General features: G+C 71.1%; 22 protein-coding genes and 1 tRNA gene. 14 read left to right on the top strand and 9 right to left on the bottom strand.

Annotation, left to right across the window (positions count from 1 at the left end; genetic code table 11):
* Positions 1-43: 43 nt before the first annotated feature.
* Entirely contained in the window at positions 44-445 is a 402-nt protein-coding gene (locus E1193_RS10285) for a hypothetical protein (RefSeq protein WP_132182546.1), read from the top strand.
* Here E1193_RS10285 and E1193_RS10280 read toward each other — a convergent pair.
* Entirely contained in the window at positions 413-1,030 is a 618-nt protein-coding gene (locus E1193_RS10280; protein WP_132182544.1) for a hypothetical protein, read from the bottom strand. The genes E1193_RS10285 and E1193_RS10280 overlap by 33 nt on opposite strands.
* A 217-nt stretch (positions 1,031-1,247) precedes the next feature.
* Here E1193_RS10280 and E1193_RS10275 point away from each other — a divergent pair, with 217 nt between their 5' ends.
* A complete protein-coding gene (locus E1193_RS10275) occupies positions 1,248-3,116 on the top strand; it encodes a S8 family serine peptidase (RefSeq protein WP_132182542.1) in 1,869 nt (622 codons plus the stop codon).
* A 63-nt stretch (positions 3,117-3,179) separates the two neighbouring features.
* On the opposite strand, the gene E1193_RS10270 is transcribed toward E1193_RS10275, so the two are convergent.
* The 3 genes from E1193_RS10270 to E1193_RS10260 all read right to left on the bottom strand — a co-directional run bounded on the left by E1193_RS10270 (position 3,180) and on the right by E1193_RS10260 (position 5,268).
* Entirely contained in the window at positions 3,180-3,986 is an 807-nt protein-coding gene (locus E1193_RS10270; RefSeq protein WP_132182540.1) for a WecB/TagA/CpsF family glycosyltransferase, read from the bottom strand.
* Positions 3,983-5,056: an NAD-dependent epimerase/dehydratase family protein gene (locus tag E1193_RS10265; RefSeq protein WP_132182538.1), complete on the bottom strand. Its 1,074-nt coding sequence runs from the start codon at positions 5,054-5,056 to the stop codon at positions 3,983-3,985. Before E1193_RS10265 ends, E1193_RS10270 begins: the two co-directional genes overlap by 4 nt.
* A 126-nt stretch (positions 5,057-5,182) precedes the next feature.
* Positions 5,183-5,268, bottom strand: a tRNA-Leu gene (locus E1193_RS10260).
* A gap of 224 nt (positions 5,269-5,492) precedes the next feature.
* On the opposite strand from E1193_RS10260, the gene E1193_RS10255 reads away from it, so the two are divergent.
* From E1193_RS10255 to pknB, 7 genes are read left to right on the top strand one after another with little or no spacing between them, the layout of a single operon-like run.
* A complete protein-coding gene (locus tag E1193_RS10255; RefSeq protein ID WP_088959603.1) occupies positions 5,493-6,287 on the top strand; it encodes a DUF3662 and FHA domain-containing protein in 795 nt (264 codons plus the stop codon).
* Positions 6,288-6,293: 6 nt separating this feature from the next.
* A complete protein-coding gene (locus E1193_RS10250; RefSeq protein WP_091293936.1) occupies positions 6,294-6,779 on the top strand; it encodes an FHA domain-containing protein in 486 nt (161 codons plus the stop codon).
* Complete coding sequence (locus tag E1193_RS10245; RefSeq protein ID WP_132182536.1) at positions 6,776-8,245, top strand: PP2C family serine/threonine-protein phosphatase; 1,470 nt, start codon at positions 6,776-6,778, stop codon at positions 8,243-8,245. The genes E1193_RS10250 and E1193_RS10245 overlap by 4 nt, the downstream gene beginning before the upstream one ends.
* Before the next feature lie 29 nt (positions 8,246-8,274).
* Complete coding sequence (locus tag E1193_RS10240) at positions 8,275-9,768, top strand: FtsW/RodA/SpoVE family cell cycle protein (protein ID WP_132182534.1); 1,494 nt, start codon at positions 8,275-8,277, stop codon at positions 9,766-9,768.
* Positions 9,765-11,270, top strand: a complete 1,506-nt coding sequence (locus E1193_RS10235) for a penicillin-binding transpeptidase domain-containing protein (protein ID WP_132182532.1) — start codon at positions 9,765-9,767, stop codon at positions 11,268-11,270. The genes E1193_RS10240 and E1193_RS10235 overlap by 4 nt, the downstream gene beginning before the upstream one ends.
* A gap of 1 nt (position 11,271) precedes the next feature.
* Complete coding sequence (locus E1193_RS10230) at positions 11,272-12,675, top strand: serine/threonine-protein kinase (RefSeq protein WP_132182530.1); 1,404 nt, start codon at positions 11,272-11,274, stop codon at positions 12,673-12,675.
* Entirely contained in the window at positions 12,672-14,489 is a 1,818-nt protein-coding gene (pknB, locus tag E1193_RS10225; RefSeq protein WP_132182528.1) for a Stk1 family PASTA domain-containing Ser/Thr kinase, read from the top strand. The genes E1193_RS10230 and pknB overlap by 4 nt, the downstream gene beginning before the upstream one ends.
* A gap of 67 nt (positions 14,490-14,556) precedes the next feature.
* Here pknB and E1193_RS10220 read toward each other — a convergent pair whose 3' ends face one another.
* From E1193_RS10220 to E1193_RS10200, 5 genes are all read right to left on the bottom strand, one after another.
* The gene (locus tag E1193_RS10220; RefSeq protein ID WP_132182526.1) at positions 14,557-15,141 is read right to left on the bottom strand and encodes a hypothetical protein; all 585 of its coding nucleotides are present in this window, start codon (positions 15,139-15,141) and stop codon (positions 14,557-14,559) included.
* 489 nt (positions 15,142-15,630) lie between these two features.
* Positions 15,631-16,281: an aminodeoxychorismate/anthranilate synthase component II gene (locus tag E1193_RS10215; protein WP_132182524.1), complete on the bottom strand. Its 651-nt coding sequence runs from the start codon at positions 16,279-16,281 to the stop codon at positions 15,631-15,633.
* Positions 16,282-16,285: 4 nt separating this feature from the next.
* Positions 16,286-16,573, bottom strand: coding sequence for a hypothetical protein (locus E1193_RS10210; RefSeq protein WP_132182522.1), 288 nt, complete (start codon positions 16,571-16,573; stop codon positions 16,286-16,288).
* A gap of 5 nt (positions 16,574-16,578) precedes the next feature.
* The gene (locus tag E1193_RS10205) at positions 16,579-18,108 is read right to left on the bottom strand and encodes a class E sortase (RefSeq protein ID WP_132182520.1); all 1,530 of its coding nucleotides are present in this window, start codon (positions 18,106-18,108) and stop codon (positions 16,579-16,581) included.
* Positions 18,105-18,911: a DUF881 domain-containing protein gene (locus tag E1193_RS10200; protein ID WP_132182518.1), complete on the bottom strand. Its 807-nt coding sequence runs from the start codon at positions 18,909-18,911 to the stop codon at positions 18,105-18,107. Before E1193_RS10200 ends, E1193_RS10205 begins: the two co-directional genes overlap by 4 nt.
* A gap of 230 nt (positions 18,912-19,141) precedes the next feature.
* Here E1193_RS10200 and E1193_RS10195 point away from each other — a divergent pair, with 230 nt between their 5' ends.
* The 5 genes from E1193_RS10195 (at position 19,142) to E1193_RS10175 (ending at position 25,558) form a co-directional block, all read left to right on the top strand.
* Entirely contained in the window at positions 19,142-19,411 is a 270-nt protein-coding gene (locus E1193_RS10195; RefSeq protein ID WP_132182516.1) for a cell division protein CrgA, read from the top strand.
* Positions 19,412-19,707: 296 nt separating this feature from the next.
* Entirely contained in the window at positions 19,708-21,945 is a 2,238-nt protein-coding gene (locus E1193_RS10190) for a (Fe-S)-binding protein (RefSeq protein ID WP_132182514.1), read from the top strand.
* Between the two features lie 129 nt (positions 21,946-22,074).
* Complete coding sequence (locus E1193_RS10185) at positions 22,075-23,382, top strand: hemolysin family protein (RefSeq protein ID WP_132182574.1); 1,308 nt, start codon at positions 22,075-22,077, stop codon at positions 23,380-23,382.
* Positions 23,375-24,379 (top strand): hemolysin family protein, encoded by a 1,005-nt coding sequence (locus E1193_RS10180; protein ID WP_132182512.1) that lies wholly within the window; start codon positions 23,375-23,377, stop codon positions 24,377-24,379. The genes E1193_RS10185 and E1193_RS10180 overlap by 8 nt, the downstream gene beginning before the upstream one ends.
* 177 nt (positions 24,380-24,556) lie before the next feature.
* Entirely contained in the window at positions 24,557-25,558 is a 1,002-nt protein-coding gene (locus E1193_RS10175) for a C40 family peptidase (protein WP_132182572.1), read from the top strand.
* Positions 25,559-25,575: the final 17 nt, after the last annotated feature.

Genomic DNA, 25,575 nt, shown 5'->3' with positions numbered 1-25,575 from the left:
GACCGCACCAGGGATCGGCAACCGAGCGAGGCAGGCGAGACGGATGACGACGATCGGTTCAGACAACCTCACCAACGGCCCCGGGAAGACGGAGCGGTTCGGCGGCAAGTACCGCGGCGCCCGCCGGGACACCGTGCTGACCGAGGTCGGATCCACCGACACCGAGATCGGCGGGCGGGATCCCGGTTCCACCGCGCCCGAGGTCGGGCCGCTGTCGTTGCCGTCGCTCGACCCGAATCCGCTCACCGAGCCGTCGTTCCCGCCCGCCGGCTGGCCGACCGGCACGAGCGACTCGTTGGTTGATCACCCGCTGCTGCGCGGCCTGTTGTTGGAGTTGCCACCCAAGGGCAGCGTGCCGCCACCGGGCTGGCTGGACCGCTGGTTCGAGGCGACCCGCGCGATTCTCGAACTGCTATACGTGCAGGGCTCCGGCCGGTCGCGCTGACACCGGCGTTCCGGTCAGCCCCGTGGCCGGTGGTAGGGCCCGCTCGGCAAGCCGGCTGTGCCGGAGCGCGTGGCGTACCCCGATCGCGATGACCACGATTCCGCCGACCGTGATGGCCGGGCCGGTCAGGCCGGGGCCGGCGGTGAGGTCGACCCCGACGGTCGACAGCACCGGCGGCACCGTGGCCAGGGCCGTCACCTGCACCGGCAGTGCGATCAGCGGGTGCGCCGCGGTGGCCCGCAGGCCGTACGGCGCGGGGGTGCCGGAGGCGGTGGCGAGGGCTCGCGCGCCGGAGCGGAGCCGACGGGCGCGGCGCACCGCGCAGGCCGCGACGACGACCCCGGGAACGGCCACCAGTGTCAGGCCCGCCGCCGCCCGGTCGGCAGGCGTGTCGCCGGTGCTGGCCAGGTCCGTGAGCAACACCGCCGCTGTCATGCTGAGGCCGGTCACGGTCAGGGCGAGCAGCCATCCGGTACGCCGACGCAGCGCCCGGGCACGGTCCAGCCGGGGCAGTCCGTCCGCCACGATCCCGGCGGCCAGCCACACCACGGCGATCGGGACCAGGACGATGAGCTGACTCTCCATACCGGACAGCCTTTCCCTTCTTCGACGTCGGCGAATCCGGGACCGTCCCCAGCCGGACCCCCAACGCGTCCCGTAGGGGGTCCATCCCTCGGGTGGTATGGGCAAATCGGCATGTGCGCGTCCGCTCTTCCAGCCGCCACTCTCTAGGGATCGGATTTCATCGATCAGCCTGATCATGACGGGCGACGGTGGGTGACCGGTCGAAGGAGGTAGAAGGATGGCTCTTGCACACAGGTCCGTACTCGTCGGTGTGGCCGCCCTGGCGGTGGTCGCGACCGGCACGCCGGCGGCGGCCGAGCCCGTAGGGGTGGTCCGTGCGGCGGGCGGCCCCACCGCCGTCGCGGAAAGCTACATCGTCGTGCTCAAGGACAGCGCCGTCGCCCGCACCCGGGTCGGCGACACCGCGCAGCGACTGGCCGGCCGGCACGGTGGCAGCGTCGCCCGCACCTACGCCGCCGCGCTGCGTGGTTTCGAGGTACGGGTCGACGCGCGGGCCGCCGCCCGCATCGCCGCCGACCCCACCGTGGCGTACGTCGAGCAGAACCACACCGTCTCGATCTCCGGTACGCAGACCAACCCGCCGTCCTGGGGCCTGGACCGGATCGACCAGCGGAACCTGCCGTTGGACAGCTCGTACACGTACCCGAACACGGCGGGCAACGTGACGTCGTACATCATCGACACCGGCATCCGGACGACGCACTCCGACTTCGGCGGCCGGGCGACCTGGGGCACCAACACCGCCGACAGCAACAACACCGACTGCAACGGTCACGGCACGCACGTCGCCGGCACCGTCGGCGGCACGGCGCACGGCGTCGCCAAGGCGACCCGGCTGGTGGCCGTGAAGGTGCTCAACTGCCAGGGCAGCGGCACCAACGCCGGGGTCATCGCCGGCATCGACTGGGTCACCGCGAACGCGGCCAGGCCCGCCGTCGCCAACATGAGCCTGGGCGGCGGGGCGAGCACGGCCACCGACAACGCGGTGATCAACTCGATCAACTCCGGCATCACGTACGCCGTCGCCGCCGGCAACGGCAACTCTCTCGGTGTCCGGCAGAACGCCTGCAACTACTCCCCGGCCCGGGCCGCGCCGGCCATCACCGTCGGCGCCACCCAGAACAACGACGCCGCCGGGAGCTTCTCCAACTTCGGCACCTGCGTGGACATTCTGGCGCCGGGGGTGAACATCACGTCCGCCTGGCACACCAACAACACCGCGACGAACACGATCAGCGGCACCTCGATGGCGTCACCGCACGTCGCCGGGGTCGCGGCACTGGTGCTCTCGACCAACCCGTCGTGGACCCCTCAGCAGGTCCGGGACTACCTGGTCGACAACGCCACCCCGAACGTGGTCACGAATGTGGGCACCGGTACCCCGAACCGGCTGCTGTACGTGGTGAACGGCGACACCCCGCCGCCCACCGACGACTTCTCCGTCCAGGTGTCGCCGACCTCCGGCTCGACCGCGCCGGGCGGCTCGGTCACCGCCACCGTGGCGACCGCCACCACCAACGGCGCCGCCCAGTCGGTGAGCCTCTCCGCCAGCGGGCTGCCCTCCGGGGCGACCGCCTCGTTCAACCCGGCCACGGTCACCTCCGGCGGATCGTCGACGCTCACCATCGCCACCTCGGCGAGCACGCCGGCCGGCACGTACGCCGTGACCGTCACGGGTACCGCCGCCTCCGGCGCGAAGACCACGACGTTCTCGCTGACCGTCACCGGCACCAGCACCGGCTGCTCGGGCAGCAACGACACGGACGTGGCGATCCCGGACGTCGGCTCGGCGGTCTCCAGCGCGATCGTGATCGCCGGGTGCGCTCGCAACGCGTCGGCGACCTCCGCGGTCGCGGTGGACATCGTCCACACCTACCGCGGTGACCTGGTCATCGACCTGATCGCCCCGGACGGCTCGGCGTACCGGCTGAAGAACAGCAGCTACTTCGACGGCGCCGACAACGTCAACACCACCTACACCGTCAACCTGTCCAGTGAGGCGGCGGCCGGCACCTGGCGACTCCAGGTGCGGGACGTCTACGCCGGCGACACCGGCCACATCAACACCTGGACGCTGACGCTCTGACGCCCGGGTACGACCGAGGCCCTTCCCGCCCACCGGCGGGAAGGGCCTCGGTGCGGTCCGGGATCAGACCGCGAAGGTTGACGGGCGCTCGGTGGCCGCGGCCGGCGGCCGGGCCTTCCACAGGCCGGTCTTCTGCCCGGCGAGCCGGGCCAGGTAGGCCGGGTTGAGGATGACGTAGCGGCGCCAGAGCCGCTTCGGTTCCAGGCCCAGCCGCCAGAACCACTCCAGCCCGGCCCGCTGCATCCACGGCGGCGGCTGCCTCAGCAGGCCGGCGTGGTAGTCGAAGGCCGCGCCGACCGCCATCAGCGGCATGTCGAGCAGTGGCCGCATGGCGTACGTGAAGACCTCCTGGCGCGGGCAGCCGAGCCCGACCAGGACGAGCCTCGCGCCACTGGCCCTGATCCGGTCGGCGATCTCCACGTCCTCGCCGGGCTGGACCGCGCGGAACTTCGACGGCTCCACACCGGCGATCTTGAGGCCGGGGAACTTCCGCTCGAGCGCCGGGATGAGCCGGGCCAGCGTCTCCTCCGTCGAGCCGTAGAGGTAGACCGGCAGGCCCTCCTCGGCGAAGCGGTTCAGTACGTGCAGGGTGAGCAGCGGGCCGTAGACCCGGTCGGTGAGCCCGGCGTGGTGCAGCAGGTTGAGCGCCCAGCGCACCGGCTGGCCGTCCGGGGTGACCACGTCGAAGGAGTTCAGCCGGGCGTTGTGCGCCGGGTCGAGCACCCCGGTCATCACGCCGTGCACGGCCAGCGCGGTCAGCGCCAGCGGCCGGCGCTCCCGGGCCGCCGCCACCACCTGCTCGGTCGCCGAGGCGTAGTCGGTGGCGTCGACCAGGACGCCGAGGACGTTCCGCTTGCCCTGCCCGCTCATGCCTGCGGCACCCACTTGTCGACGTTGGCCTCGTGGATCTCCCGCATGATCATCGGTACGTCGTAGACCTGCTTCCAGTCCGGGTAGTCGGCCTGGAACGCCTCGTTCGAGCCGATCCACCACTTGTGGTCGCCGATCCGGTTCGCCTCGACGTACTCGGTGATCATCTCCTGGCCGGTGATCTGCTCGGCCAGGGTGATGGCCTCCCGCATGGAGGTGTTGGAGTGCCGACCGCCGCCGAGGTTGTAGACCGCCGCCGAGCGGGGGGCGCGGAAGAACGCCTCGAAGGCCGAGACCACGTCCGAGCTGTGGATGGCGTCCCGAACCTGTTTGCCCTGCCAGCCGTAGATCTTGTACGTGCGGCGCTCCATGTTGGCGCGCACGACGTACCCGAGGAAACCGTGCAGCTCGGTGGCGGAGTGCGCCGGACCGGTCAGGGTGCCGCCCCGGAAGCAGGCGGTACGCATGTCGAAGTAGCGGCCGTACTCCTGCACCATCACGTCCGCGGCGACCTTCGAGGCGCCGAAGATCGAGTGCAGGCAGGCGTCGATCGACATGTCCTCGCGGATGCCCTGCTCGTACGGGTGCCCCGGCTCGATCTCCCACCGGGTTTCCCGCTCCACGAAGGGCAGGCTGTTCGGCCGGTCGCCGTAGACCTTGTTGGTCGAGCAGTGGATCACCGGCGCCTCGACGCAGTGCTCCCGCACGTTCTGCAGGATGTTGAGGGTGCCGACGGCGTTGACGTCGAAGTCGGTGAACGGATCGCGGACCGCCCAGTCGTGCGACGGCTGCGCGGCGGTGTGGATCACCACGGCGATGTCCCGGCCGTACCGCGCGAAGAGCTTCGCCAGCGCCTCCCGGTCGCGGATGTCGATGCTGTGGTGCGAGTACGCCGACCCCAACTCGTCGGCCAGCCGCCGGACGTTCCACGCGGTCGACGCCTCGGCCCCGAAGAACTCCTGCCGCATGTCGTTGTCGATGCCGACCACGTCCAGGCCGAGACCGGCGAAGTGCCGGACCGCCTCGGAGCCGATCAGACCGCCCGACCCGGTCACCAACGCGACACTCACACGCCACTCCTCATCAGGAGGCTGGGAAACCACCGGATCATAGCGTGACGTCCGGCACGCCCCGATACGTCCGCCCGGCTCCTGACACACAGCGAGGGCCCCGCAATCGCGGGACCCTCGTCGATCTGGTGGGGAAGGGGGGAGTTGAACCCCCACGCCCTTTCGGGCACACGGACCTGAACCGTGCGCGTCTGCCATTCCGCCACTTCCCCGTGGCTTTGGACCTCGAACACTGTAGCCGTTGCCCGTCCCGCTGTCGTCAGCGGGGCCGGACATCTGCAGTGCCCTCCGTCATGCCTGATCGGCTACGCTCCGTGGAGCGGTCACCGTTCGCGGCGGACGAAACAGTAGCACGCCCGAGGCGCTACCTGAGAACGGGCCACCACGAGGCCGCCGAGCGGCGCGCGAGCTGCATGCGCGCCGGACGGATACCATCATGTCCTCGGGACCCGAGGAGGAGCCGGTGAGCGTGCTGCAACGCTTCGAGAAGCGATTGGAAGGCCTGGTCGAAGGGGCCTTCGCCAAGGTCTTCAAAGGGGTGGTCCACCCCGTGGAGATCCTCAACGCCATGCAGCGGGAGGCCGAGGCACACAAGGCCATCCTGGCTGGTGGGCGCACGTTGGTGCCGAACCGTTACGTGATCGATCTCTCGCCCTACGACCACAGCCGTCTGGCGCCGTACGCCGCCGCGCTGGCCCAGGAGCTGGCCCAGTCGCAGGCGGAGTTCATCGGTGAGCAGGCCTGGACGGTCTACGGCGACGTGATCGTCGAGATCGAGCGTGGCGAGGGGCTGGACACCGGCATGTTCCGAGTCACCGCCGAGGTCTACACCGGCGGCGAGGTCGCCCCGGTTTCCGCCCCGGGCGGCTACGACGCCGGCCCGCCGGCATACCCGGCGTACGACCAGGGCGGCGGCTACGGCCCGCCGCCGGGACACGGCGGCGGCGCGCGCAACGTCCGGCTGGTCTCCGGGGACGGCCGCACCTACCCCCTCCAGATGGGTTCGACGGTGATCGGTCGGGGCGACCAGGCGAACCTGCGCCTGCCCGACGTCGGGATCTCCCGGCGACACGCCCGGCTGGATTTCGACGGCGGTCAGGTCGTCTTGACCGACCTCGGGTCGACCAACGGCACCATGGTCAACGGTCAGCGGGTCTCGGCGGTCGCGCTCAACCCCGGCGACATGATCCAGCTCGGCACCACCACCCTGACCTTCCGCGTGGACGGCTGATCCGCCTTGCCGGAGCTCGTGATCACCGTCGCCCGGTTCGGGTTTCTCATCCTGCTGTGGATCTTTGTGTTCACGGTGGTCGGCGTCATCCGCCGCGACCTCTTCGCAGGAGCCCGGTCGGGCCGGCTGGTGGCCGCGCCACGGGGCGTGGGCGCCTCGACCCAGCAGGCGGGGAAGCCGGCAAAGGTGAAGCGGGGCAGGGCCGCCCACCAGCTGGTCGTCACCGCCGGCCAACTCGCCGGCACCCGGATCACCCTGGGCGAGGCGCAGATAACCATCGGCCGGGCTGAGGACTCCACCCTCGTGATCACCGATGACTACGCCTCCGCCCGGCACGCCCGGCTGGTGCCCCGCGACGGGCAGTGGTTCGTCGAGGACCTCGGATCGACTAACGGCACGTACCTGGATCGCGCTAAGGTCACCGGACCAACCCCCGTCCCCCTCGGCGTGCCGATCCGGATCGGCCGCACTTCCCTCGAATTACGGCCATGACTCTGACCCTGCGCTACGCGGCCCACAGCGACCGCGGTCTGATCCGTGACGGAAACCAGGATTCCGTCTACGCCGGGCCGCGGCTTCTCGCCGTCGCCGACGGCATGGGCGGCATGGCCGCCGGTGACGTCGCCAGCAACATCGTCATCGGTGCCATGGCACCGCTCGACGAGGACGTCCCCGGGGACGCTCTCGTCGACGCGCTGCGCCAGGCCGTCGGCACCGCCAACCAGCAGCTCCGCGACACCGTGGACGCCAACCCGCAGCTGGAGGGGATGGGCACCACGCTCACCGCCACCCTCTTCTCGGGCAGCAAGCTCGGCATGGTCCACATCGGTGACTCCCGGGCCTACCTCCTGCGCAACGGCGAGTTCGCGCAGATCACCAAGGACGACACCTACGTCCAGATGCTCGTGGACGAGGGCCGGATCAGCGCGGAGGAGGCGAGCAGCCATCCCCAGCGTTCGTTGCTCACCCGCGCCCTCGACGGCCGGGACATCGACCCGGAGTACAGCGTCCGTCAGGTGCTTCCCGGAGACCGCTACCTGATCTGCAGCGACGGCCTCTCCGGCGTGGTCAGCGCGGACACCATCGCCGACACCATGCGGGAGTACACCGACCCGCAGCAGTGTGTCGAGCGCCTGGTCCAGCTCGCGCTCCGCGGCGGCGGTCCGGACAACATCACCGTGATCATCGCGGACGCCACCGACCAGGACATCGTCGAGGCCGCCCCGATCGTGGGCGGCGCCGCCTCCCGGGACCGCGGTATGGCCACCTCCGCCGACGTGTCCACCCCGGCAGCTCGCGCCTCCGCGCTCTCCGCCCCGCGTCCGTCCGTACCCGAGGACGATCCGGCCGCCAAGGACGACGATCCGGACCGGCCACGCCGCCGGCCGCTGCGTACCCTGGCCATGCTGCTGGCGCTGCTGGTGATCCTCGGTGGCGGCGTCTTCGCCGGCTGGAGCTACACCCAGCGGCAGTACTACGTCGGGGCGACCGACGAGGGGCAGCTCGCGGTCTTCCGTGGGGTGCCCGGCCAGGTCGCCGGCCTCGACCTCTCCGAGGTGCACTCGAAGAGCCCCGCCCGGCTGGACGACCTGACCCTCGCCGCGCAGGAGCAGGTCAAGCAGGGCATCCAGGCCAAGAACGAGCCGGACGCGCAGCGTCGACTGGCCGAGTTGACCAGCAACGATCCGGCCAACCCCAACCTCAAGCCAATCTGTCCGCCGCCAAGCCCGAGTGTGGAGGTCAGCACATCCCCGGTCGCCCCGCCCACCGGCACACCCGTCCCACGGACGGCGGTGAGCGCGCCACCGACCGGCCGCACCGCCCCGCCGACCACCGTTCCTCCGACGATCACCGTCACGCCGACAACCACCGTCACGCCGACAACCACCCCCGACGCCTCGGCCTCCGACGCCGTTCCGCCCGCCGGGGATCCGGCGGGCTGCCGGTCGCCCGAGTGAACGTCGGCTGAGATCCCGAGGACAGATCCGTGACCGCAGCGGCCACACCGGCAGCCTCGCCCGCCACGACGGGCGAGCAGCCCGGCGTACGCCTGGCCCGGTCCCGGCGCAACTCGGAGCTGTCCCTGTTGCTGCTGGCCATGGTGCTGGTGGCGGCGTACGGGGCGATCGTCGAGGCGAACATGCTCGACACGGTCACCCCGGACTTCTGGATGCCGGCCGTGGTGCTGACCGTGCTCTTCCTCGGTATGCACCTGGTGGTCCGGTTCCTCGCGCCGTTCGCCGACCCGGCGCTGCTGCCGGCGGTGGCCCTGCTCAACGGTCTCGGCGTGGGCTTCCTGCGCCGGCTCGACCTGGCCAAGGCGGCCCCGGCGGAACGGGAGACGCTGGCCATCTTCGCCGGCACCGGCGGTCGCCAGCTCGCCTGGACGCTAGCTTCGGTGGTGCTGGCCGCTGGGCTGCTCGCGCTGGTGCGCGACCACCGCGCGGTCTCCCGGTACGCGTACACCCTGGGCCTGGCCGGCATCGTGCTGGTGATGATCCCGGCGGTGCTGCCCGGGCGGTTCTCCGAGCAGAACGGTGCCAAGCTGTGGATCAAGTTCGGCGACAGTTTCTCGATCCAGCCCGGTGAGTTCGCCAAGCTGGCGCTGCTGGTCTTCTTCGCCTACTACCTGGTCCGCAAGCGTGAGGTGCTCTCGCTGGCCAGCCGCCGGATCCTCGGCATCGACTTCCCCCGTGGCCGAGACCTCGGCCCGGTGGTCGTGGTCTGGCTGATCAGCCTCCTGGTGCTGGTCTTCGAGAAGGACCTGGGCACCTCGCTGCTCTACTTCGGCATGTTCGTCGTGACGCTCTACATCGCCACCGAACGGGTCAGTTGGCTGCTGATCGGTCTGGTCCTCTTCTTCGGCGGGGCCTACCTCGCCTACGTGCTCGGCAGCACGATCGGTGGACCGTTCGCGAACTTCTACGACCGGGCCCAGATCTGGCTGGACCCGTTCGCCGAGCCGCACGACCGGGGCTACCAGCTCGTGCAAGGGCTGCTGGCGCTCGGCACCGGCGGTCTGTTCGGCGCCGGGCCGGGCGACGGCCAGCCCGGCCTGCTGCCCGAGGTGTCGAACGACTTCATCTTCGCGGGCATCGGCGAGGAGATCGGGCTCTTCGGCCTCTCCGCGCTGCTGGTGATCTACCTGCTGATCGTCGAGCGAGGGCTGCGGGCGGCCCTGGCGGTCCGGGACTCGTTCGGCAAGTTGCTCGCCGGTGGTCTCGCCTTCACACTCGGCCTCCAGGTCTTCGTGATCGTCGGCGGCATCAGCAAACTCATCCCGCTGACCGGGCAGACCACGCCGTTCCTTTCCGCCGGTGGCTCGTCGCTGATGGCGAACTGGCTGCTCATCGCCGTGCTGCTGCGGGTCTCCGACGCCGCCCGACGCCCGGTTACACAGGGCCGTGGTCCGGCGGCCCGCCCCGGCGGTGGCCCGCCGGAGCAGTTGCACGGCGCCCTCACGGAGGTGATCCGCCCGTGAACGCGCCCCTGCGCCGCGTCGGCGTCGTCGTCATGGTCCTGTTCGGCCTGCTCTTCGCCAACCTGAACTGGATCCAGGCATACAAGGCCGACGAGTACCGCAACAGTGACTACAACGGCCGGGTCCAGGTGGCCGAGTACGAGCGCCGGCGCGGCAACATCGAAGCCGGCGGCACCGCCTTCGCCACGAGCAAGGAGACCAACGGCAAGCTGAAGTACCAGCGCACCTACCCCGGCGGGGCGAAGTACGCGCACGTGCTCGGCTACAAGCCGGTCAACCTCGCCGACACCGGCATCGAACGGGTCGAGAACGACTTCCTCGCCGGCACCAGCGACGCGCTGATCGCCAACCGGATCAAGGACATGTTCACCGGCGACGAGACGGGCGGCGGCAACGTGCTGCTCACCATCTCCAAGCGCGCCCAGGACACCGCGTACGAACAGCTGCGGAACAACAACAACGGGGCGAAGAAGGGCGCGGCGATCGCCATCGACCCACGCACCGGGGCGGTGCAGGCGCTCGTCTCGATGCCCAGCTTCGACCCGAACCCGCTGGCGAGCCACGACACCGAGGCGGCCAGCGCCGCGTACAACAAGCTGGAGGCCAACCCGGAGCGGCCGCTGACGAACCGGGCGCTGGCGGAGACCCTGCCGCCCGGCTCCACCTTCAAGATCGTGGTGGCCGCGGCGGCCCTGGAGAACGGCATCACCAAGGAGACGCAGATCCCGGCCGGCCCGAGCTGGACGCCGCCGACCTCCGGCACCCCGATCCGCAACGCCGCCCCGTCGATCTGCCCCGAGTCGCAGGTCACCCTGATGGACGCGGTCACCGAGTCGTGCAACACCGGTTTCGCCCAGCTCGGCGTCCAGCTCGGCGCCGACAAGCTCAAGGAGAAGGCCCGTCAGTTCGGCTTCGAGCAGGAGGACCTGACCGTCGGCCAGCTCGGCGAGGACGGCCTGGCCGTGGCACCCAGCCGCACCGGCGCCATGCAGGCGCCGGGCGGGGAGACGGACCCGGCCGCGTTGGCCCAGTCGTCGATCGGGCAGCGAGACGTCAAGATGACCCCGCTGGAGGGCGCTCTGATCGCCGCGACGGTCGCCAACGACGGCAGGCAGATGCGTCCCTACCTCGTCAAGCAGCTCCTCGGCCCGGACCGCACCACCAGCTACTACAACGCCGACCCGAGGGAGCTGCGCCGGCCGGTCAGCGGTCAGGTCGCGTCGGACCTGCGGGACATGATGGTCTCCGTGGTGGAGAACGGCACCGGCCGGGAAGCGAAGTTCAACGGCTACACCGTCGGCGGCAAGACCGGCACCGCCCAGTCGGGCCCGAACACCCCCGACCACGGCTGGTTCATCGGCTTCGCGGTCGACCGCAACGGCACCCCGGTCTCCGCGGTCTGCGTCTTGCTGGAGGAGGCGGGCAGCCGCGGCAGCGCCGAGGCCGCCCGGATCGCCGGCCGGATCATGCAGGCGGTCGCCGCCGACCCCGGGAGCCGCTGACATGCTCTCCCCCGGCGTCCAGCTCGGCAACCGCTACCGTCTCGACGAGCGGATCGCCAGCGGTGGCATGGGTGATGTCTGGCGCGGCACCGACCAGGTGCTCGGCCGGACGGTGGCGGTGAAGAGTCTGCTCCCGGCGTTGCTGGACGAGCCGGGCTTCGCCGAGCGGTTCCGCGGCGAGGCGCGGACCATGGCCACCATCAACCACCCGGGCGTGGTCGACGTCTACGACTTCGGCAACGACCAGCACATCGCCTTCCTGGTGATGGAGTACGTCGAGGGCGATGCCCTCTCGGCGACGCTGAGCCGGCACGGCCGGCTCACCCCGGGGCGGACCATGGCCCTGGTCGCCCAGGCCGCCGACGCGCTGCACGCGGCCCACGAGAAGGGCATCGTGCACCGCGACGTGAAGCCGGGCAACCTGCTCGTCCGGCCCAACGGGACGCTGGTGCTGACCGACTTCGGCATCGCCCGCTCCGACCTCGTCGGCCAGCTCACCGCCGCCGGCTCGGTGCTCGGCACCGCCTCCTACATATCGCCCGAGCAGGCCAACGGCGCGGTCGCCACGCCCGCCTCCGACGTGTACGCCCTCGGCGTCGTCGCGTACCAGTGCCTGGCCGGGCGCCGTCCCTTCGAGGGGGACAACCCCCTGGATATCGCCATGCAGCACGTCCGGGACACTCCCCGGCCGCTGCCCGGCGACATTCCGCCCCAGGTGAAGGCGATCGTCGAGCGGGCGCTTGCCAAGGATCCGGCGCACCGCTGGCCGAGCGCCGCCGCGCTGGCCTCGGTGGCTCGGCAGGCGAAGGCCGCCCTCTCCCAGCAGTCGCGCAACGGCGGGTCCGCCCGCCCGGTCTCGGCCGCGCCGTCCTCGCCCGCCGCCCCGGTGGCGCGGGCCCAGGTGCCGGCCGCCCCTCGACAGCAGCAGCGCCCGCCCGCGCTGGCCCAGCAGCACCGTCCGCCGGCAACCGGCCAGGCCCGTCCGATGGTCGCCGCGCGGCAGCCGCAGCCGCCCGCGGTGGCGCAGCGCCCGTCGGCCCCGGCCGGGCCGCCGATGAACCCGCGCGGCGCCGCGGCGGTGCCGGCGGCCCCGATCCGCTCCGACCGTCCCGTCGGGTACGCCCGGCAGCCGGTTTCCAGCCCCGCTCCGGTACGCCGGTCCAGGTCAGGCGCGGTGACCGTGGCTATCCTGCTGGCCGTACTGGTCCTGGTCTGCTCCGGCGTGATTTCCTACAGGGCGCGGATGGGCTTGCCGCTCGGTCACCCCGGCACGACCGGCGTGACATCCGGCGCGCTGAGTGCTGACGGGCGCGACGATCCGGCCGGGACGTCGTACCGTCGGATGATGTGGCTCCCACCGGGTGTCGGCGAGACGAAGACGAGCGAAGGACGACGAACGCGATGACAGCCCAGGCCCGACTGCTCGGTGGCAGGTACCAGGTCGGCGAGCTGCTCGGCTACGGCGGCATGGCGGAGGTGCACCGCGGACGTGACCTCCGGCTGGGCCGGGACGTCGCGATCAAGATGCTCCGGACCGATCTGGCGAGGGACGCCACCTTCCAGATGCGGTTCCGCCGGGAGGCGCAGAACGCCGCGTCACTGAACCATCCGGCGATCGTCGCCGTCTACGACACGGGCGAGGAGACCGCGCCGACCGGCGAGACCCTCCCGTTCATCGTCATGGAATTCGTCAACGGCCGGACGTTGAAGGAGGTCCTCGGCGTCGAGGGGCGGCTGCAGCCGCGCCGGGCGCTGGAGATCTGCGCCGACATGTGCGCGGCGCTGGAGTTCAGCCACCGGCACGGCATCATTCACCGGGACATCAAGCCCGGCAACGTGATGCTCACCCAGACCGGCCAGGTCAAGGTGATGGACTTCGGCATCGCCCGGGCGCTGGCCAGCGGCGCCACCACGATGACCCAGACCAGCGCGGTCATCGGCACCGCGCAGTACCTCTCCCCGGAGCAGGCGCGCGGTGAGTCCGTGGACGCCCGCTCCGACGTGTACGCCGCCGGTTGTGTGCTCTTCGAGCTGCTCTGCGGGCATCCGCCGTTCGTCGGCGACAGCCCGGTCAGCGTCGCCTACCAGCACGTCCGGGAGGCCCCGCCGACCCCGAGCGACATCAACCCGGACGTCAACCCGGCGGTCGACGCGATCGTGCTGAAGGCGCTGTCGAAGAACCCGCTGAACCGTTACCAGAGCGCCGGCGAGATGCGTGCCGACCTGCTTCGGGCCGCCGCCGGGCGCCCGGTGCTGGCCACCCCGGTCATGCCGCAGGACGAGACGGCGCAGTTGGCGCAGGCCGGCGCCGGGTACCCGACCCAGGTGGTCGGTGCCCCGCCCACCCGACAGGCCCCGGCCCGGGTCGGTGATCCGCAGCGCCGCCGCCGGTCCTCGTGGGCGATCGCGGCGTTCGCGGCGCTGGGGGTGCTGGCGGTGATCGCGCTGGTGGCGGCCCTGCTGATGCAAGACCGCGATCCGGAGCGGGTGTCGGTGCCGGATCTGGCCGGCATGGACCCGGCCGCCGCCTTCGCGGAAATCCAGAAGGCCGGCCTGGTGCCGGTGGCCGGCGAGCAGGTCTTCAACTCCACCTGCAAGAAGGGCACCGTCGCCGGCCAGACCCCGGCGCCGGGCGGCGCGATCGAGCCGAAAAGCCAGGTGACGGTCAACGTCTGCGGCGGCAAGCCCGAGGTGAGGATCCCCGACGGGTTGGTCGGCTCCCAGTTCACCAACGTCGAGCCGCAGCTCACAGCGCTGAAGCTGGTGGTCGACCGGAGGGACGTCGACAGCCCTCAACCCGCCGGGCAGGTCACGAAGGTGTCGCCGGAGTCCGGATCGACGGTGGCGGAGGCCACCAAGGTGACCGTGGAGGTTTCCAAGGGCAACATCCGGGAGGTTCCCCGGGTGACCGGCCTGACAGAAAACGAGGCGCGCGCGGAACTGGAGCGGTTTGGTTACACCGTCCGGGTGCGGGACGGCGACCAGGTGCCCGCGTCCGAGGTCGGCAAGGTGACCCGGCAGAACCCGGAGCCGGGCGCCCGACTCGCCAAGGGCAAGCAGGTCACCATCGAGATCGGTGTTCCTGAGCCCACTCAGGATCCCTCGCCGACTCTGACTCCAACTCCGACGCCGGGTGCCACGACCCCGACCCCGGGCGACGGCGGTGGTGGTGGCGTGCTCTTCCCCACCGATCCCTCGGCCCGCCGCACGGACGACTGACCCGTTCGGTAGTGACGCGGCAGGGCCCGGTCCGGGAACGGACCGGGCCCTGCGCTTCTCAGTGCTGTCAGCTGTTCCAGTGCTCGGCGACGAGGTCGGCGGCCTGCTGCTCCCACTGGGCGTAGTGGTCCGGGTAGGCCGAGACCTGCACGGTCTGCGCGGCCCGCGTCAGCGGCATGTCCTGCCAGCCGTCGACCTGCTTGAGACCCTTCAGGAACGCCGTGGTCGAGTACTCGGGGTCGGTGATCTGCTCCACCGTGCCCCAACCCGAGGACGGACGCTGCTGGAACAGGCCCTGCGAGTCGTGGTCGTTGCGGTCACCCAGGTGACCCAGGTTCTCCAGCTTCGACTCCTGCAACGCGGTCGCGATCGACACCACCGCGGCCCGCTCGTCCATCCCGGCCTTCTTCGTCGCCGCGATGATCGCCTTCACGTTGCCGACCTGCTCGTCCGACAGGTCGATCCGCGACTGCGTGCCCTGCACACCGTGCGGGATCAGCCGGCCACTGTCGGGCTTGTCGGCCTGCGCCACCGCGACCGGCCCGCTGCCGACGGGGGCAGCGTGGGCCTCGGCCACCGGGCCGGCGAACACGCCACCGGCGAACGCCAGACCAGCGATACCCAGAACGCTCCTACGCATGATCGTGTTCATCAGGAAGCTCCTTCACAAGGGGGTCGACACGCGCGGTTCCATGGGGGTGGAACCACCCGCGGGCACCACAGCAGGCGCACGAAAGAACAGGGGAAAAAGATCAGATCCGGCGCGGGCGTCGTTCGGCTCGCGACGCCGGGACCATGTGTAACGACCGGCGGCCCGTCGCCATTCCACCAACACCCGTGGGCGTCGGGCCAGGCGGCGGGGCTGCTGCTGCGGTCGTCCAGAGGGTGTAACGACCGGCCGGCGGCCACGATTCCCCCGAGGCGCACCGGCCGCAGGCACCCGGACCGCGACAACCCGGCAACCGGGACGGTCCACGCCTACGGGCACGAACCGGACAGCTTGCTAGCCAAGCCACCGCGCACCCGGAACAGCGCGGGCCGGCAGCGTGTGCCGGAACGGGCGCGGCTGGTCCGCGAGCGCGGGGCACTCCGCGATGCGGGGCCGGGACGCGCGTGGCGGCGGTGTCAGCGGCGACGGGCGTCAGATGGCGGCGAAGGCGGCGCGTCGGCGGGTATCCACCTCGGCGGCGAGTTCCGGGGCGCGTTCCAGCGCCTCGGTGTGGCCGCACGCCGCCAGCCAGTTCGCCAGCATCAGGTGGCCGCCCTCGGTGAGCACCGACTCCGGGTGGAACTGCACCCCCTCAATCGGCAGCGTACGGTGCCGCATCGCCATGACCACGCCGGAACCCGTCCAGCCGGTGACCTCCAACTCGTCGGGGAGCGTCTCGGGAAGCACGGCGAGCGAGTGGTAGCGGGTCGCGGTGAACGGGTCGGGCAGCCCGGCGAGCACCCCGACGTCGTGGTGGCGGACCTCCGAGGTCTTGCCGTGCAGCAGTTCGGGAGCGCGCGCCACGGTCGCCCCGAACGCCTCACCGATGGCCTGATGGCCGAGGCAGACACCGAAGATGGGCAGCTCGCCGGCGTAATGCCGGATCACGTCCAGGCAGATCCCGGCCCGGTCCGGACTACCCGGGCCGGGGGAGAGCAGGACCCCGGCCGCGCCGACGCGGCCGACGTCGGCGACGTCGATCTCGTCGTTGCGGCGGACCTCGCAGTCGACCCCGAGCTGACCGAGGTACTGCACCAGGTTGAACACGAACGAGTCGTAGTTGTCGATGACCAGGACACGCATGGGCTCACTCGTTCGGAGAGGAGGGCGGGGTGTTGTTCCGTTCCGTGTCGTACGGCAGGTCGTGCCCGTCACCGGGGTTCTCCTCCCCGGCCGGGCTGGAACCGCCGTCGCTGCCGGGCACACCCTGGTCGTTCTGGGTGACCTGGACGTCGTCGAAGGGTGTGACCAGCGGCTCCGCCCAGGGAAATACCACGTACCACAGCAGGGCTACCACGGCGGAGGTGATCAGCAGCGAGCCGGTGAGCTTGCCGGCCAGGCCGAAGGGCAACTTGCGCCAGATCCAGGCGTACATCGCCGTCAGCCCCCCAGCGCCTTCGGCCGGCCCGTGGCCTTGTCCCTGGTCTCCGCCAGCTCGGCGTGCACGATCAGGCGCTGGTAGTTGTCGAACTTCGGGTTGCAGGTGGTCAGGGTGAGCAGCCGCTTAGGTTTTCCCCCGTTGAGCGGCAGGGGCTGCGGAGACACCACCTCGACCTGGTCCGGCCTGACGATGCGGCTCTTGACCACCTTGTAGACGTACCAGTTGCTCTTCGTCTCGACCACGATCTCGTCGCCGTCGGTCAGCTCGTCCAGCCGCCAGAAGGTGGCCCGGTTGCGGTGCCCGGCGACGGAGAAGTTGCCCACCTGGCCCGGCATGGCGCTCTTCGGATAGTGGCCCGGGGCGTACCGGATGTCCTTCTGGCCGACACCCTCCACCACGACCCAGTTCTTGTCGAGCTTCGGGATGTAGAGCCCGGCCAGCGGTTTGCCCTCGACCGGCGGCTTCGCCTTTGCCGTCGGCCCACCGGTCGGGGGGGCCACCGTGGGGTCACCGCTCGGCCCCCACTCCTGGGCGAGCTGGTTGCTCAGGTCGCCCTGGTGGGCATCGACGATGGCCGACTTGCCCCAGATCTCGTACCCGGCGAAGAGCAGCACGACCAGGCCGAACGTGATCAGCAACTCGCCGGTGACCCTGGCTCCGGTGCGAAGCCGGGAGGCGAAGGATGGCCGGGTCAGCTCGGAGTAGACGCTGCGGTAGCCCTCGCCGGTCTGCTCCGGGCGGAGCTGCACCACCCGCTCGCCCCGGCGCGGCTGCGGCGGCTCGGCAGGCGTGTCGCCGGGTGTGCTGTCGCGCGAAGGGGCCGGGGGCACCGCGCCCATCAGCGCCGTCGAGTCCAGCGGCGGACGGCCGGTCACCGCCGGGATTATGGCGGTGGCCCCCGGGTCGGGACGATCGTCGGCCGGGAACGGACGGGCCGGACGCCCGCCGTCGGGGCCGGCGGTGGGCCGCTGGGGCGCGCGGTTGCCCAGGCGGGGGAGGAACGTGGTCGGCGCCTCCGTGGCGGACTGCGGGCGTATCTCGGGTGCAGGTTGCGGCACGGCGGTACCCGGCGGGGTGGGCCCCTGCGGCACGGCGGGCGAGGTCGGCGCGGCCGCCGGCCACTGCTGGGCGGCGGGTGACGTGGGCGCCACCGGTGGAGGTGGCGCGGCTGGCCGCACCGCCGGACCGGCGCCCGGCCAGGCTGGCGGCGCGGGACGAGCGGGGATGACGCCGGGGTGTGTCGGTGCGTCGACGGGCCGGCTGTCGGGGGAGCCGTTGACGGGCGGTGTCGCGGGCCGGTGTGCCTCGGTGGGTCGGCTCACCGGCCGGTTGGCGGGGCCGGCGGGCGGCGCGGTGTGCGCCGGCGGTCGGTTGGCCGGGGAACGCGCCGGAAGGACGGGGTTGGGCCACGGGCCGGCAGGGTCGGGCCGGCTCGGGGTCGACGACGCCGGAGTGTCGATCTTCGGGATGAACGCCGTGGCGTCGTCGCCCCGGTCGCGGTGACGTGGATCTCGACCGTCGGAGCTCATCGCGGCACCGTCGCCGACCGCAACGCGGTCGAATCCTCGAACGCGGGCACGGTGACCGTGGAGACCGTCTCGGTGTAACCGAGCTGCCAGTGGTCGACCGCCTGCTTGAACACCTGGACTCCCTGCGACTCGGCGAGAGCCCGTTGGAGTGTGGCGGGATCACCGATTGCTACGATCTTGAACGGTGGGGAGTACACCCGGCCGTGCAGCAGCAGGGTGTTACCGACGCAGCGTACCGCGCTGGTGGACAACACGCGGACGTTCATGATTGACATCGCTTCCGCCCCGCCGGCCCACAGCGCGTTCACGACCGCCTGGACGTCGCCCTGGTGGACGACCAGGTCGTCATTGGTCGCACCCTTGGGCAGGCTGCCGTCGGAGCGGCCCGGGGCGTCGTTGAGCTCGACGGCAACGCCGGGGCCGGTGAGGGCGGTGAAACCAGCGGCCTGTTCGGAGGCCCGGGCCCGGGATCGCTCGGCGGAGATCGGGCCGTCGGTATCGGCCAGGGCCGCGGTCCGGTCCTCCACCTCGGCGCGGAGCCGGGCGGCGCGCAGCTCGCTGGACTCAACCCGTTCGCGGCGGTCCTCGATGAGCTGGGTCAGCTCCGGGCGCCGGTCCTCCCGCAGCGCGGTGCCGTCGGCGGTGGTGGCGCTGGTGGTGAAGAGCAGCCCGGCCGCGGCGGCGATCAACGGCACCCCGATCGACCACCCGGGTCGCCGCTGACGCGGGCGCCGTGGCAGGAACGCGGCGATCGCCCGCCGCATGGCCTTCTGCCAGGACGCCGCGCCGGATGTGTACTCCACCGAGCGTTCCCTCCGACTCGTCTGGTTCGTGCGCCGCCGCGGCGCGGGTCGACGTGCCCGTCCGGAGCAAACCCGTGCTTTTCGGTCACTCCGCGCACTGGTCCGACCCCATTCATGGATCAGACGGCCTGTCCGGACTACGCTAGCTGTCGAACATTATTGGCCATGGACCGTCGCCCCCGCGCCCGGTTGTCAGGCCGGACGAGGTCGTCACCCCTCTGGAGAGCGTCGTGCCCAAGTCTCAGGTCCGCAAGAAGAAGGTGTACACCCCGCCGACGGACGTGCGTCCGACGGCGGCGACGGCGACGGCGACGCGCAAGCCTAGCCCGGTGTGGCTGCCGGTCACGGCGGTCGCGTTGATCGTGGCCGGCATCGGATGGCTGGTGGTCTACTACCTCTCCGAGCAGGAGTACCCGGTCGCCTCCTGGGGCTACTGGAACCTGGCGGTCGGCTTCGGTGGGATGGTCGCCTCGTTGATCCTGCTCTCCCGCTGGCGCTGACCAGGGCGGCACGACGCCGGCCCGCCCGGCACGCGCCAGGTCACCCTCGCGCAACCCCGTCCTGCGTCGGCCCGCCGGGCACCCTATGGTGTGCGCAGGGCGGCGTGGCCAGGTGCGAGAAGTCTCACGTTACTGCTGGGTAACCTTGCGCGTAGGCTGCACTGCATGACCGAGCGGAGCGAGGTCATCGACCGGTCCGGTCGAGGGTGCGGCAGCGGCGTCACGCCGGTCCCGCCCGGAACCCGGCCCCGGTCGCCGAAGCCGCTCGACAGGCAGTAGACCGGGAGGCCAACTCGATGGGCAGCGTCCAGATCGTCACCACGATCCTCGCGGCCGCCATCACCGCAGTGGCGGTGTGGCTTGCGGTGCGCGCGGTCATGAAGATGGTGGCAGTCATCAGGCAGGGGCAACCCGCGCCGGAGCGGTTCACCGACAAGGGCGCCCGCGCCAAGGTCATGCTGGTGGAGACCGCCGGGCACACCCGTATGCTCAAGTGGAGCGTGGTGGGCGCCGCGCACTGGTTCGTGATGGTCGGCTTCATCGTGCTGTCGCTGCTGGTGCTGGAGGCGTACTTCGAGGTCGTCTCCCCGACCGGTGGCCTGCCGCTGGTCGGCGGCCTGACCATCTACGGCCTGGTCACCGAGCTGATCGCGATCCTCGGCACGATCGGCATCCTGGTGCTGATCGCCATCCGGTTCCGCAACCGGCCCACCCGACCGGGTGGTCGCTCCCGGTTCACCGGCTCGACGATGTGGCAGGGCTACTTCGTCGAGGGCATCGTGCTCTCGGTGCTGATCATGGGCTTCGTGATCCGGGGATTCAAGGTCGCCACCGACCACTTCGAGTACCCGGTCTGGGCCACCCCGATCAGCCACGCGGTGGGGGCGCTGCTGCCAGCCTCGCAGGCCGGCGTCAGCATCGCCGCCCTCATCAAGATCGCCATCTCGATGACCTGGCTCATCGTGATCGCCCTGAACGTCACCATGGGTGTCGCCTGGCACCGCTTCCTGGCGTTCCCCAACATCTTCTTCAAGCGTGACCCGCAGAAGCCGGCCGGCTCCGGCCTCGGTGCGCTGCGGCCGATGACCAGCCAGGGCAAGCCGCTGGACTTCGAGGAGGCCGACCCGGAGAAGGACCAGTTCGGTGTCGCCCAGGTCGAGCAGTTCACCTGGAAGGGGCTGCTCGACTTCAGCACCTGCACCGAGTGCGGCCGTTGCCAGTCGCAGTGCCCCGCCTGGAACACCGGCAAGCCGCTGTCGCCGAAGCTGCTCGTGCTCAGCCTCCGTGACCACGCGTACGCCAAGGCGCCGTACCTGCTGGCCGGCGGCGGCAAGGATCTGACCGGCGAGGAGAAGGCGACCGCCGCGCAGCTCGCCCACGTGGACGCGCTGGCCCTCGCCGAGGCCGACAAGCCGCTGATCGGCACCGCCGGGGAAGGCGGTGTCATCGACCCGGACGTGCTGTGGTCTTGTACCACCTGCGGCGCCTGCGTCGAGCAGTGCCCGGTCGACATCGAGCACGTCGACCACATCGTCGACATGCGCCGATACCAGGTGCTGATCGAGTCGAGCTTCCCCTCCGAGGCCGGCGTCATGCTCCGCAACCTGGAGAACAAGGGAAACCCGTGGGGCGCCCCGCAGAACACCCGCGAGGACTGGACCAAGGGTCTGGACTTCGTGGTGCCGCGGGTCGGCGAGGTCGACGACTTCGAGTACCTGTTCTGGGTCGGCTGCGCCGGCGCGTTCGAGGACCGGGCCAAGAAGACCACCCGGGCGGTCGCCACCCTGCTCAACGAGGCCGGCGTCTCCTTCGCCATTCTCGGCGAGGGGGAGACCTGCTCCGGCGACCCGGCCCGAAGGATCGGCAACGAGTTCGTCTTCCAGATGCTCGCCCAGCAGAACGTCGAGACCCTCAACGAGGCGTTCGAGGGCCGGGAGAAGTCCAAGCGCAGGATCGTGGCCACCTGCCCGCACTGCTTCAACACTCTCGGCAACGAGTACGGGCAGCTCGGCGGCGAGTTCGAGGTCGTCCACCACACCCAGCTCCTGGCCCACCTGGTCGCCACCGGCAAGCTCACCCCGGTCCAGCCGGTAGCCGGTGGCGTCACCTACCACGACCCGTGCTACCTGGGCCGGCACAACCGGGTCTTCGCCCCGCCGCGCGAGGTGCTGGGGGCCGCTCTCGGCGGCCAGCGCGACTCGACGGGCTCCGCCGTCGACCGCGACGCAGGCCTGATCGAGATGCCGCGCAACACTGAGCGCTCCTTCTGCTGTGGGGCCGGCGGCGCCCGGATGTGGATGGAGGAGAAGATCGGCAAGCGGATCAACGTGGACCGGGTCGAGGAGGCCATGTCCACCGGCGCGAAGACCGTGGCCGTCGGCTGCCCGTTCTGCTCGACGATGCTCAGCGACGGGGTCAACGGCAAGGGCGCCGGTGAGCAGGTCGAGGTCGTCGACGTGGCCAGCGTGCTGCTCCGCTCGGTCAAGCCGGACACCACCGCAGGCCACAAGGAGACCGAGCCGGTCGCTGGCTGAGGCCGTACCCGGAGAACAACCGCAACCACGACGGCGGCGGCACCTACGGGGGTGCCGCCGCCGTACTCGTGCCGGGGGCGGGCCCGTGGAACAATCGCGCACATCGACAACCTGCTGGTGACCACGCTGCTGCCCCTGGCCGGCTTCGTGCTGCTGACTGCCGGCAACGCGTTCTTCGTCGCAGCCGAGTTTGCCCTGGTCACCGTCGACCGGGCGGAGATCGACCGGCGCGCCGACGCGGGGGACGCCAGCGCCGTCACGGTACGCCGCGCGCTGCGAGGGCTCTCCTTCCAGCTCTCCGGGGCGCAGCTCGGCATCACCCTCACCGCGCTGCTCACCGGATACCTCGCCGAGCCGGCGCTGGCCCGGCTCGTCGCCCCGCTGCTCGGCCCGCTGGGCGGGGCAGAGCGGTTCAGCCCGCTGCTCGCGCTGGCCCTGGCCACCCTGATCTCGATGCTCTTCGGCGAGCTGGTGCCGAAGAACCTCGCCCTGGCCCGGCCGATGCCGGCCGCGTTGGCCACCGCCGGGCCGATGCGGGCCTTCTCCCGGGCCTTCGGCTGGCTGATCAAAACATTGAACAACTCGGCGAACCGGCTGGTCCGCCAGCTCGGCGTCGAACCGCAGGAGGAACTGGCCAGCGCCCGTTCTCCGGAGGAACTGGGGCTGCTGGCGGCCATCTCGGCCCGTGCCGGCGCGCTGCGGCCGGACACCGCGATGCTGCTGCGGCGCACCATCCGCTTCGGCGACAAGCGGGCCGCCGAGGCGATGACCCCGCGGGTCGACGTGATCGCGCTGCGGGCCACCGCCACGGTCGCCGAGCTGCTCGACCTGTCCCGGCGGACCGGCCGGACCCGCTTTCCGATCTACGAGGAGACCCTGGACCTGGTCACCGGCGTCGCCGGGGTGCCGGACGCGCTGGGCGTGCCGCTGGCCCACCGGGCGTCGACCACCGTCGCGGCGGTCGCCCGGGAACCGGTGTACGTCCCGGAGAGCCTCGACCTCGACGGCGTGCTGGCCGCACTGAAGGACGCTGGCGCCGACCTGGCCATCGTGGTCGACGAGTACGGCGGCACCGACGGTGTGGTGAGTGTGGAGGACCTGGTCGAGGAGCTGGTCGGGGAGATCGCCGACGAGTTCGACCCGGCCGCCGTGGACGACGCGAACGCGACCGGCCTGACCGTGCCGGGCGGCGAACGGACCGTCCTCGTCGATGGCGTGCTGCGGGCGGACGAGCTTATCGAGCAGACCGGCTTCCGGCTGCCCGAGGGCCCGTACGAGACCCTCGCGGGGTTCCTGATGGCCCGGCTGGGTCGTGTCCCGGTGCCCGGCGAGACGGTCGACGAGGCCGGCTACGAGTTCACCGTGGTCGAGGTCGAGCGGCACCGGATCGAGCAGGTGCGGGTGTTGCGCCCCGAGGAGCCGGAGGGTGATGGCTGAGCTGCTGATCGCCGTGGTGTTGCTGCTCGGCAACGCGTTCTTCGTGGGCAGCGAGTTCGCGCTGATCGCGTCCCGTCGGACGGTGGTCGAGCCGCTGGCCGCGACCTCTCGGCGAGCCCGCTGGGCGCTGGCGGCGATGAACCAGATCCCGCTGATGATCGCTGGGGCGCAGCTCGGCATCACGGTCTGCTCGCTGGGGCTCGGCGCGATCGCCGAACCGGCATTGGCGCACCTGTTGGAGCCGGCGTTCCACGCGGGGGGGCTTCCCGACGGGGTGGTGCGCCCGCTCTCCTTCGTGATCGCGCTGGCCGTGGTGGTGTTCCTGCACACGGTTGTCGGCGAGATGGTCCCGAAGAACATCACCCTGGCCGGGCCGGAGCCGTCCGCACTCTGGCTGGGCCCGGCGATGTTGGCCTTCTGCCTGGCCACCAAGCCGTTGCTGCTGGCCATGAAGTGGGCGGCCCGGCAGATACTGCGGCTGTGGCGGATCGAGGCCATCGAGACGGTGAAGACCGTCTTCACCGCCGAGGAGTTGGCCGGGCTGGTGTCGCAGGCGCGTACCGAGGGGCTGCTGGACGCCGAGGAGCACGCCCGGATCACCGGCGCGCTGGCCCTGCACGCCCGCACCGCCGCCGACGCGCTGCAACCCTGGTCGACGGTGACCACGGTGGCCGAGGACGTGTCGCCGGCCTCGCTGGAGGTGCTGGCCACCCGGACCGGCCGGTCGCGTTTTCCGGTGGTGCAGCGGACCACCCGGCGGGTGCTCGGCTTCGTGCACGTGAAGGACGTACTCGGCTACTCGGGGGCGGCCCGTCGGGCCCCGGTTCCCGCCGACGTCTACCGGCCGCTGGCCGTGGTTCCGCCGGAACGTACCCTGGCCGACCTGCTGCTGGCGATGCGGCGCGAGCGGCGGCACATCGTGCTGGTGAGCGACGGTCGCCGACCCCTCGGCGTGGTGACATTGGACGATGTATTGACGGCCATAGTTGGAAAATAGCCGAACTACCGGTTGTGTGCGGGTGATCGCGTAGATGTGAAATGACCGAAGGTCGCCTTGATTCCGCTGCCCGCTTTCCCTAATGTTGCACCGGCCGCTGTGGGTCGTCTGCCTCCGTCTTCCCCTCTGCGAGGCGCCCGGCGGTCGGTTGCAAAGGAGTCGGTGCCGGTGGCAACCATGCCCCTCCATCGTCACGTCCAGGGTCAGCCACCTGCTCGTCGGGCCGGTCTGCGCCGCGCTGCCCGTCGCCTGATCACGGTGGTCGCCGCCGTGGTCGTCGGCGCCGGGATGCTCGTCGCGCCGGCGCACGCCGCGCCCTCGCCCGAGGAGATCGAGGCGGCGATCGACAAGCAGTGGGAGCAGCTCGAACCGACCATCGAGCAGTACAACAAGGTCCGGGCGCAGCTCAAGAAGGACCGCAAGAAGGCGGAGGAACTCCAGAAGAAGATCGAGCCGCTCGCCCTGCAGACCGAGCTGGCTCTCAACCGGGTCGGCGACATGGCCTCCCGCTACTACATGACCGGCCCTTCACAGGAGCTCGGCGCCCTGCTGGTCAGCGCGAAGCCGGACACCCTCACCGAGCAGCTGACCTACCTGGACCGGCTCGCCGCGCAGGAGCGCCGCGATCTCCAGGTCGTCATCGACGCGCGGGCGAAGTTCGACGCCGAGAAGCAGAAGCTCGACGTGCTGATCGCCGAGGAGGTCAAGCAGGAGAAGGAGCTGGCCGCCAAGAAGAACCAGATCAACGCGGAGATCAAGCGGCTCCAGGCGTCCATGCCGAAGACCAGCGTGAAGGTCGCCGGCTGCCCGACCATCAACGGGGTGGTGAGCAGCGCCGCGCGGACCGCGATCCGGGTGGCCTGCCAGCAGGTCGGTGACCCGTACGTCTGGGGGGCCACCGGCCCGAACGCGTTCGACTGCTCCGGCCTCACCCAGTTCGCCTACCGGGCCGCCGGCATCTCGCTGACCCACTTCACCGGCGCCCAGTGGAACGAGGGCAAGGCCATCCCGCGTTCCGAGGCGCGCCCCGGTGACCTGGTCTTCTTCTTCAGTGACCTGCACCACGTCGGCCTCTTCCTCGGCGGCGACCTGATGGTGCACGCGCCCCGGGCCGGCAAACCGGTCCAGGTGGCCAACATCAACCACATGCCGGTCGCCGGCTTCCGCCGCCCGGGCTGATCCGCCCCGCCCCGTCG

The sequence above is a fragment of the Micromonospora sp. KC606 genome (assembly GCF_004348675.1).
Taxonomy (GTDB): domain Bacteria; phylum Actinomycetota; class Actinomycetes; order Mycobacteriales; family Micromonosporaceae; genus Micromonospora.
The sequence above is the reverse complement of the archived record's forward strand: the minus strand, read 5'-3'. Positions and strand labels throughout refer to the sequence as shown.

Coding starts and splice junctions, on each gene's coding strand:
- E1193_RS10285 (WP_132182546.1), top strand. CDS start 44: ATGACGACGATCGGTTCAGACAACCTCACCAACGGCCCCGGGAAGACG.
- E1193_RS10280 (WP_132182544.1), bottom strand. CDS start 1,030: ATGGAGAGTCAGCTCATCGTCCTGGTCCCGATCGCCGTGGTGTGGCTG.
- E1193_RS10275 (WP_132182542.1), top strand. CDS start 1,248: ATGGCTCTTGCACACAGGTCCGTACTCGTCGGTGTGGCCGCCCTGGCG.
- E1193_RS10270 (WP_132182540.1), bottom strand. CDS start 3,986: ATGAGCGGGCAGGGCAAGCGGAACGTCCTCGGCGTCCTGGTCGACGCC.
- E1193_RS10255 (WP_088959603.1), top strand. CDS start 5,493: ATGTCCTCGGGACCCGAGGAGGAGCCGGTGAGCGTGCTGCAACGCTTC.
- E1193_RS10245 (WP_132182536.1), top strand. CDS start 6,776: ATGACTCTGACCCTGCGCTACGCGGCCCACAGCGACCGCGGTCTGATC.
- E1193_RS10230 (WP_132182530.1), top strand. CDS start 11,272: ATGCTCTCCCCCGGCGTCCAGCTCGGCAACCGCTACCGTCTCGACGAG.
- pknB (WP_132182528.1), top strand. CDS start 12,672: ATGACAGCCCAGGCCCGACTGCTCGGTGGCAGGTACCAGGTCGGCGAG.
- E1193_RS10220 (WP_132182526.1), bottom strand. CDS start 15,141: ATGAACACGATCATGCGTAGGAGCGTTCTGGGTATCGCTGGTCTGGCG.
- E1193_RS10215 (WP_132182524.1), bottom strand. CDS start 16,281: ATGCGTGTCCTGGTCATCGACAACTACGACTCGTTCGTGTTCAACCTG.
- E1193_RS10210 (WP_132182522.1), bottom strand. CDS start 16,573: ATGTACGCCTGGATCTGGCGCAAGTTGCCCTTCGGCCTGGCCGGCAAG.
- E1193_RS10205 (WP_132182520.1), bottom strand. CDS start 18,108: ATGAGCTCCGACGGTCGAGATCCACGTCACCGCGACCGGGGCGACGAC.
- E1193_RS10190 (WP_132182514.1), top strand. CDS start 19,708: ATGGGCAGCGTCCAGATCGTCACCACGATCCTCGCGGCCGCCATCACC.
- E1193_RS10180 (WP_132182512.1), top strand. CDS start 23,375: ATGGCTGAGCTGCTGATCGCCGTGGTGTTGCTGCTCGGCAACGCGTTC.
- E1193_RS10175 (WP_132182572.1), top strand. CDS start 24,557: ATGCCCCTCCATCGTCACGTCCAGGGTCAGCCACCTGCTCGTCGGGCC.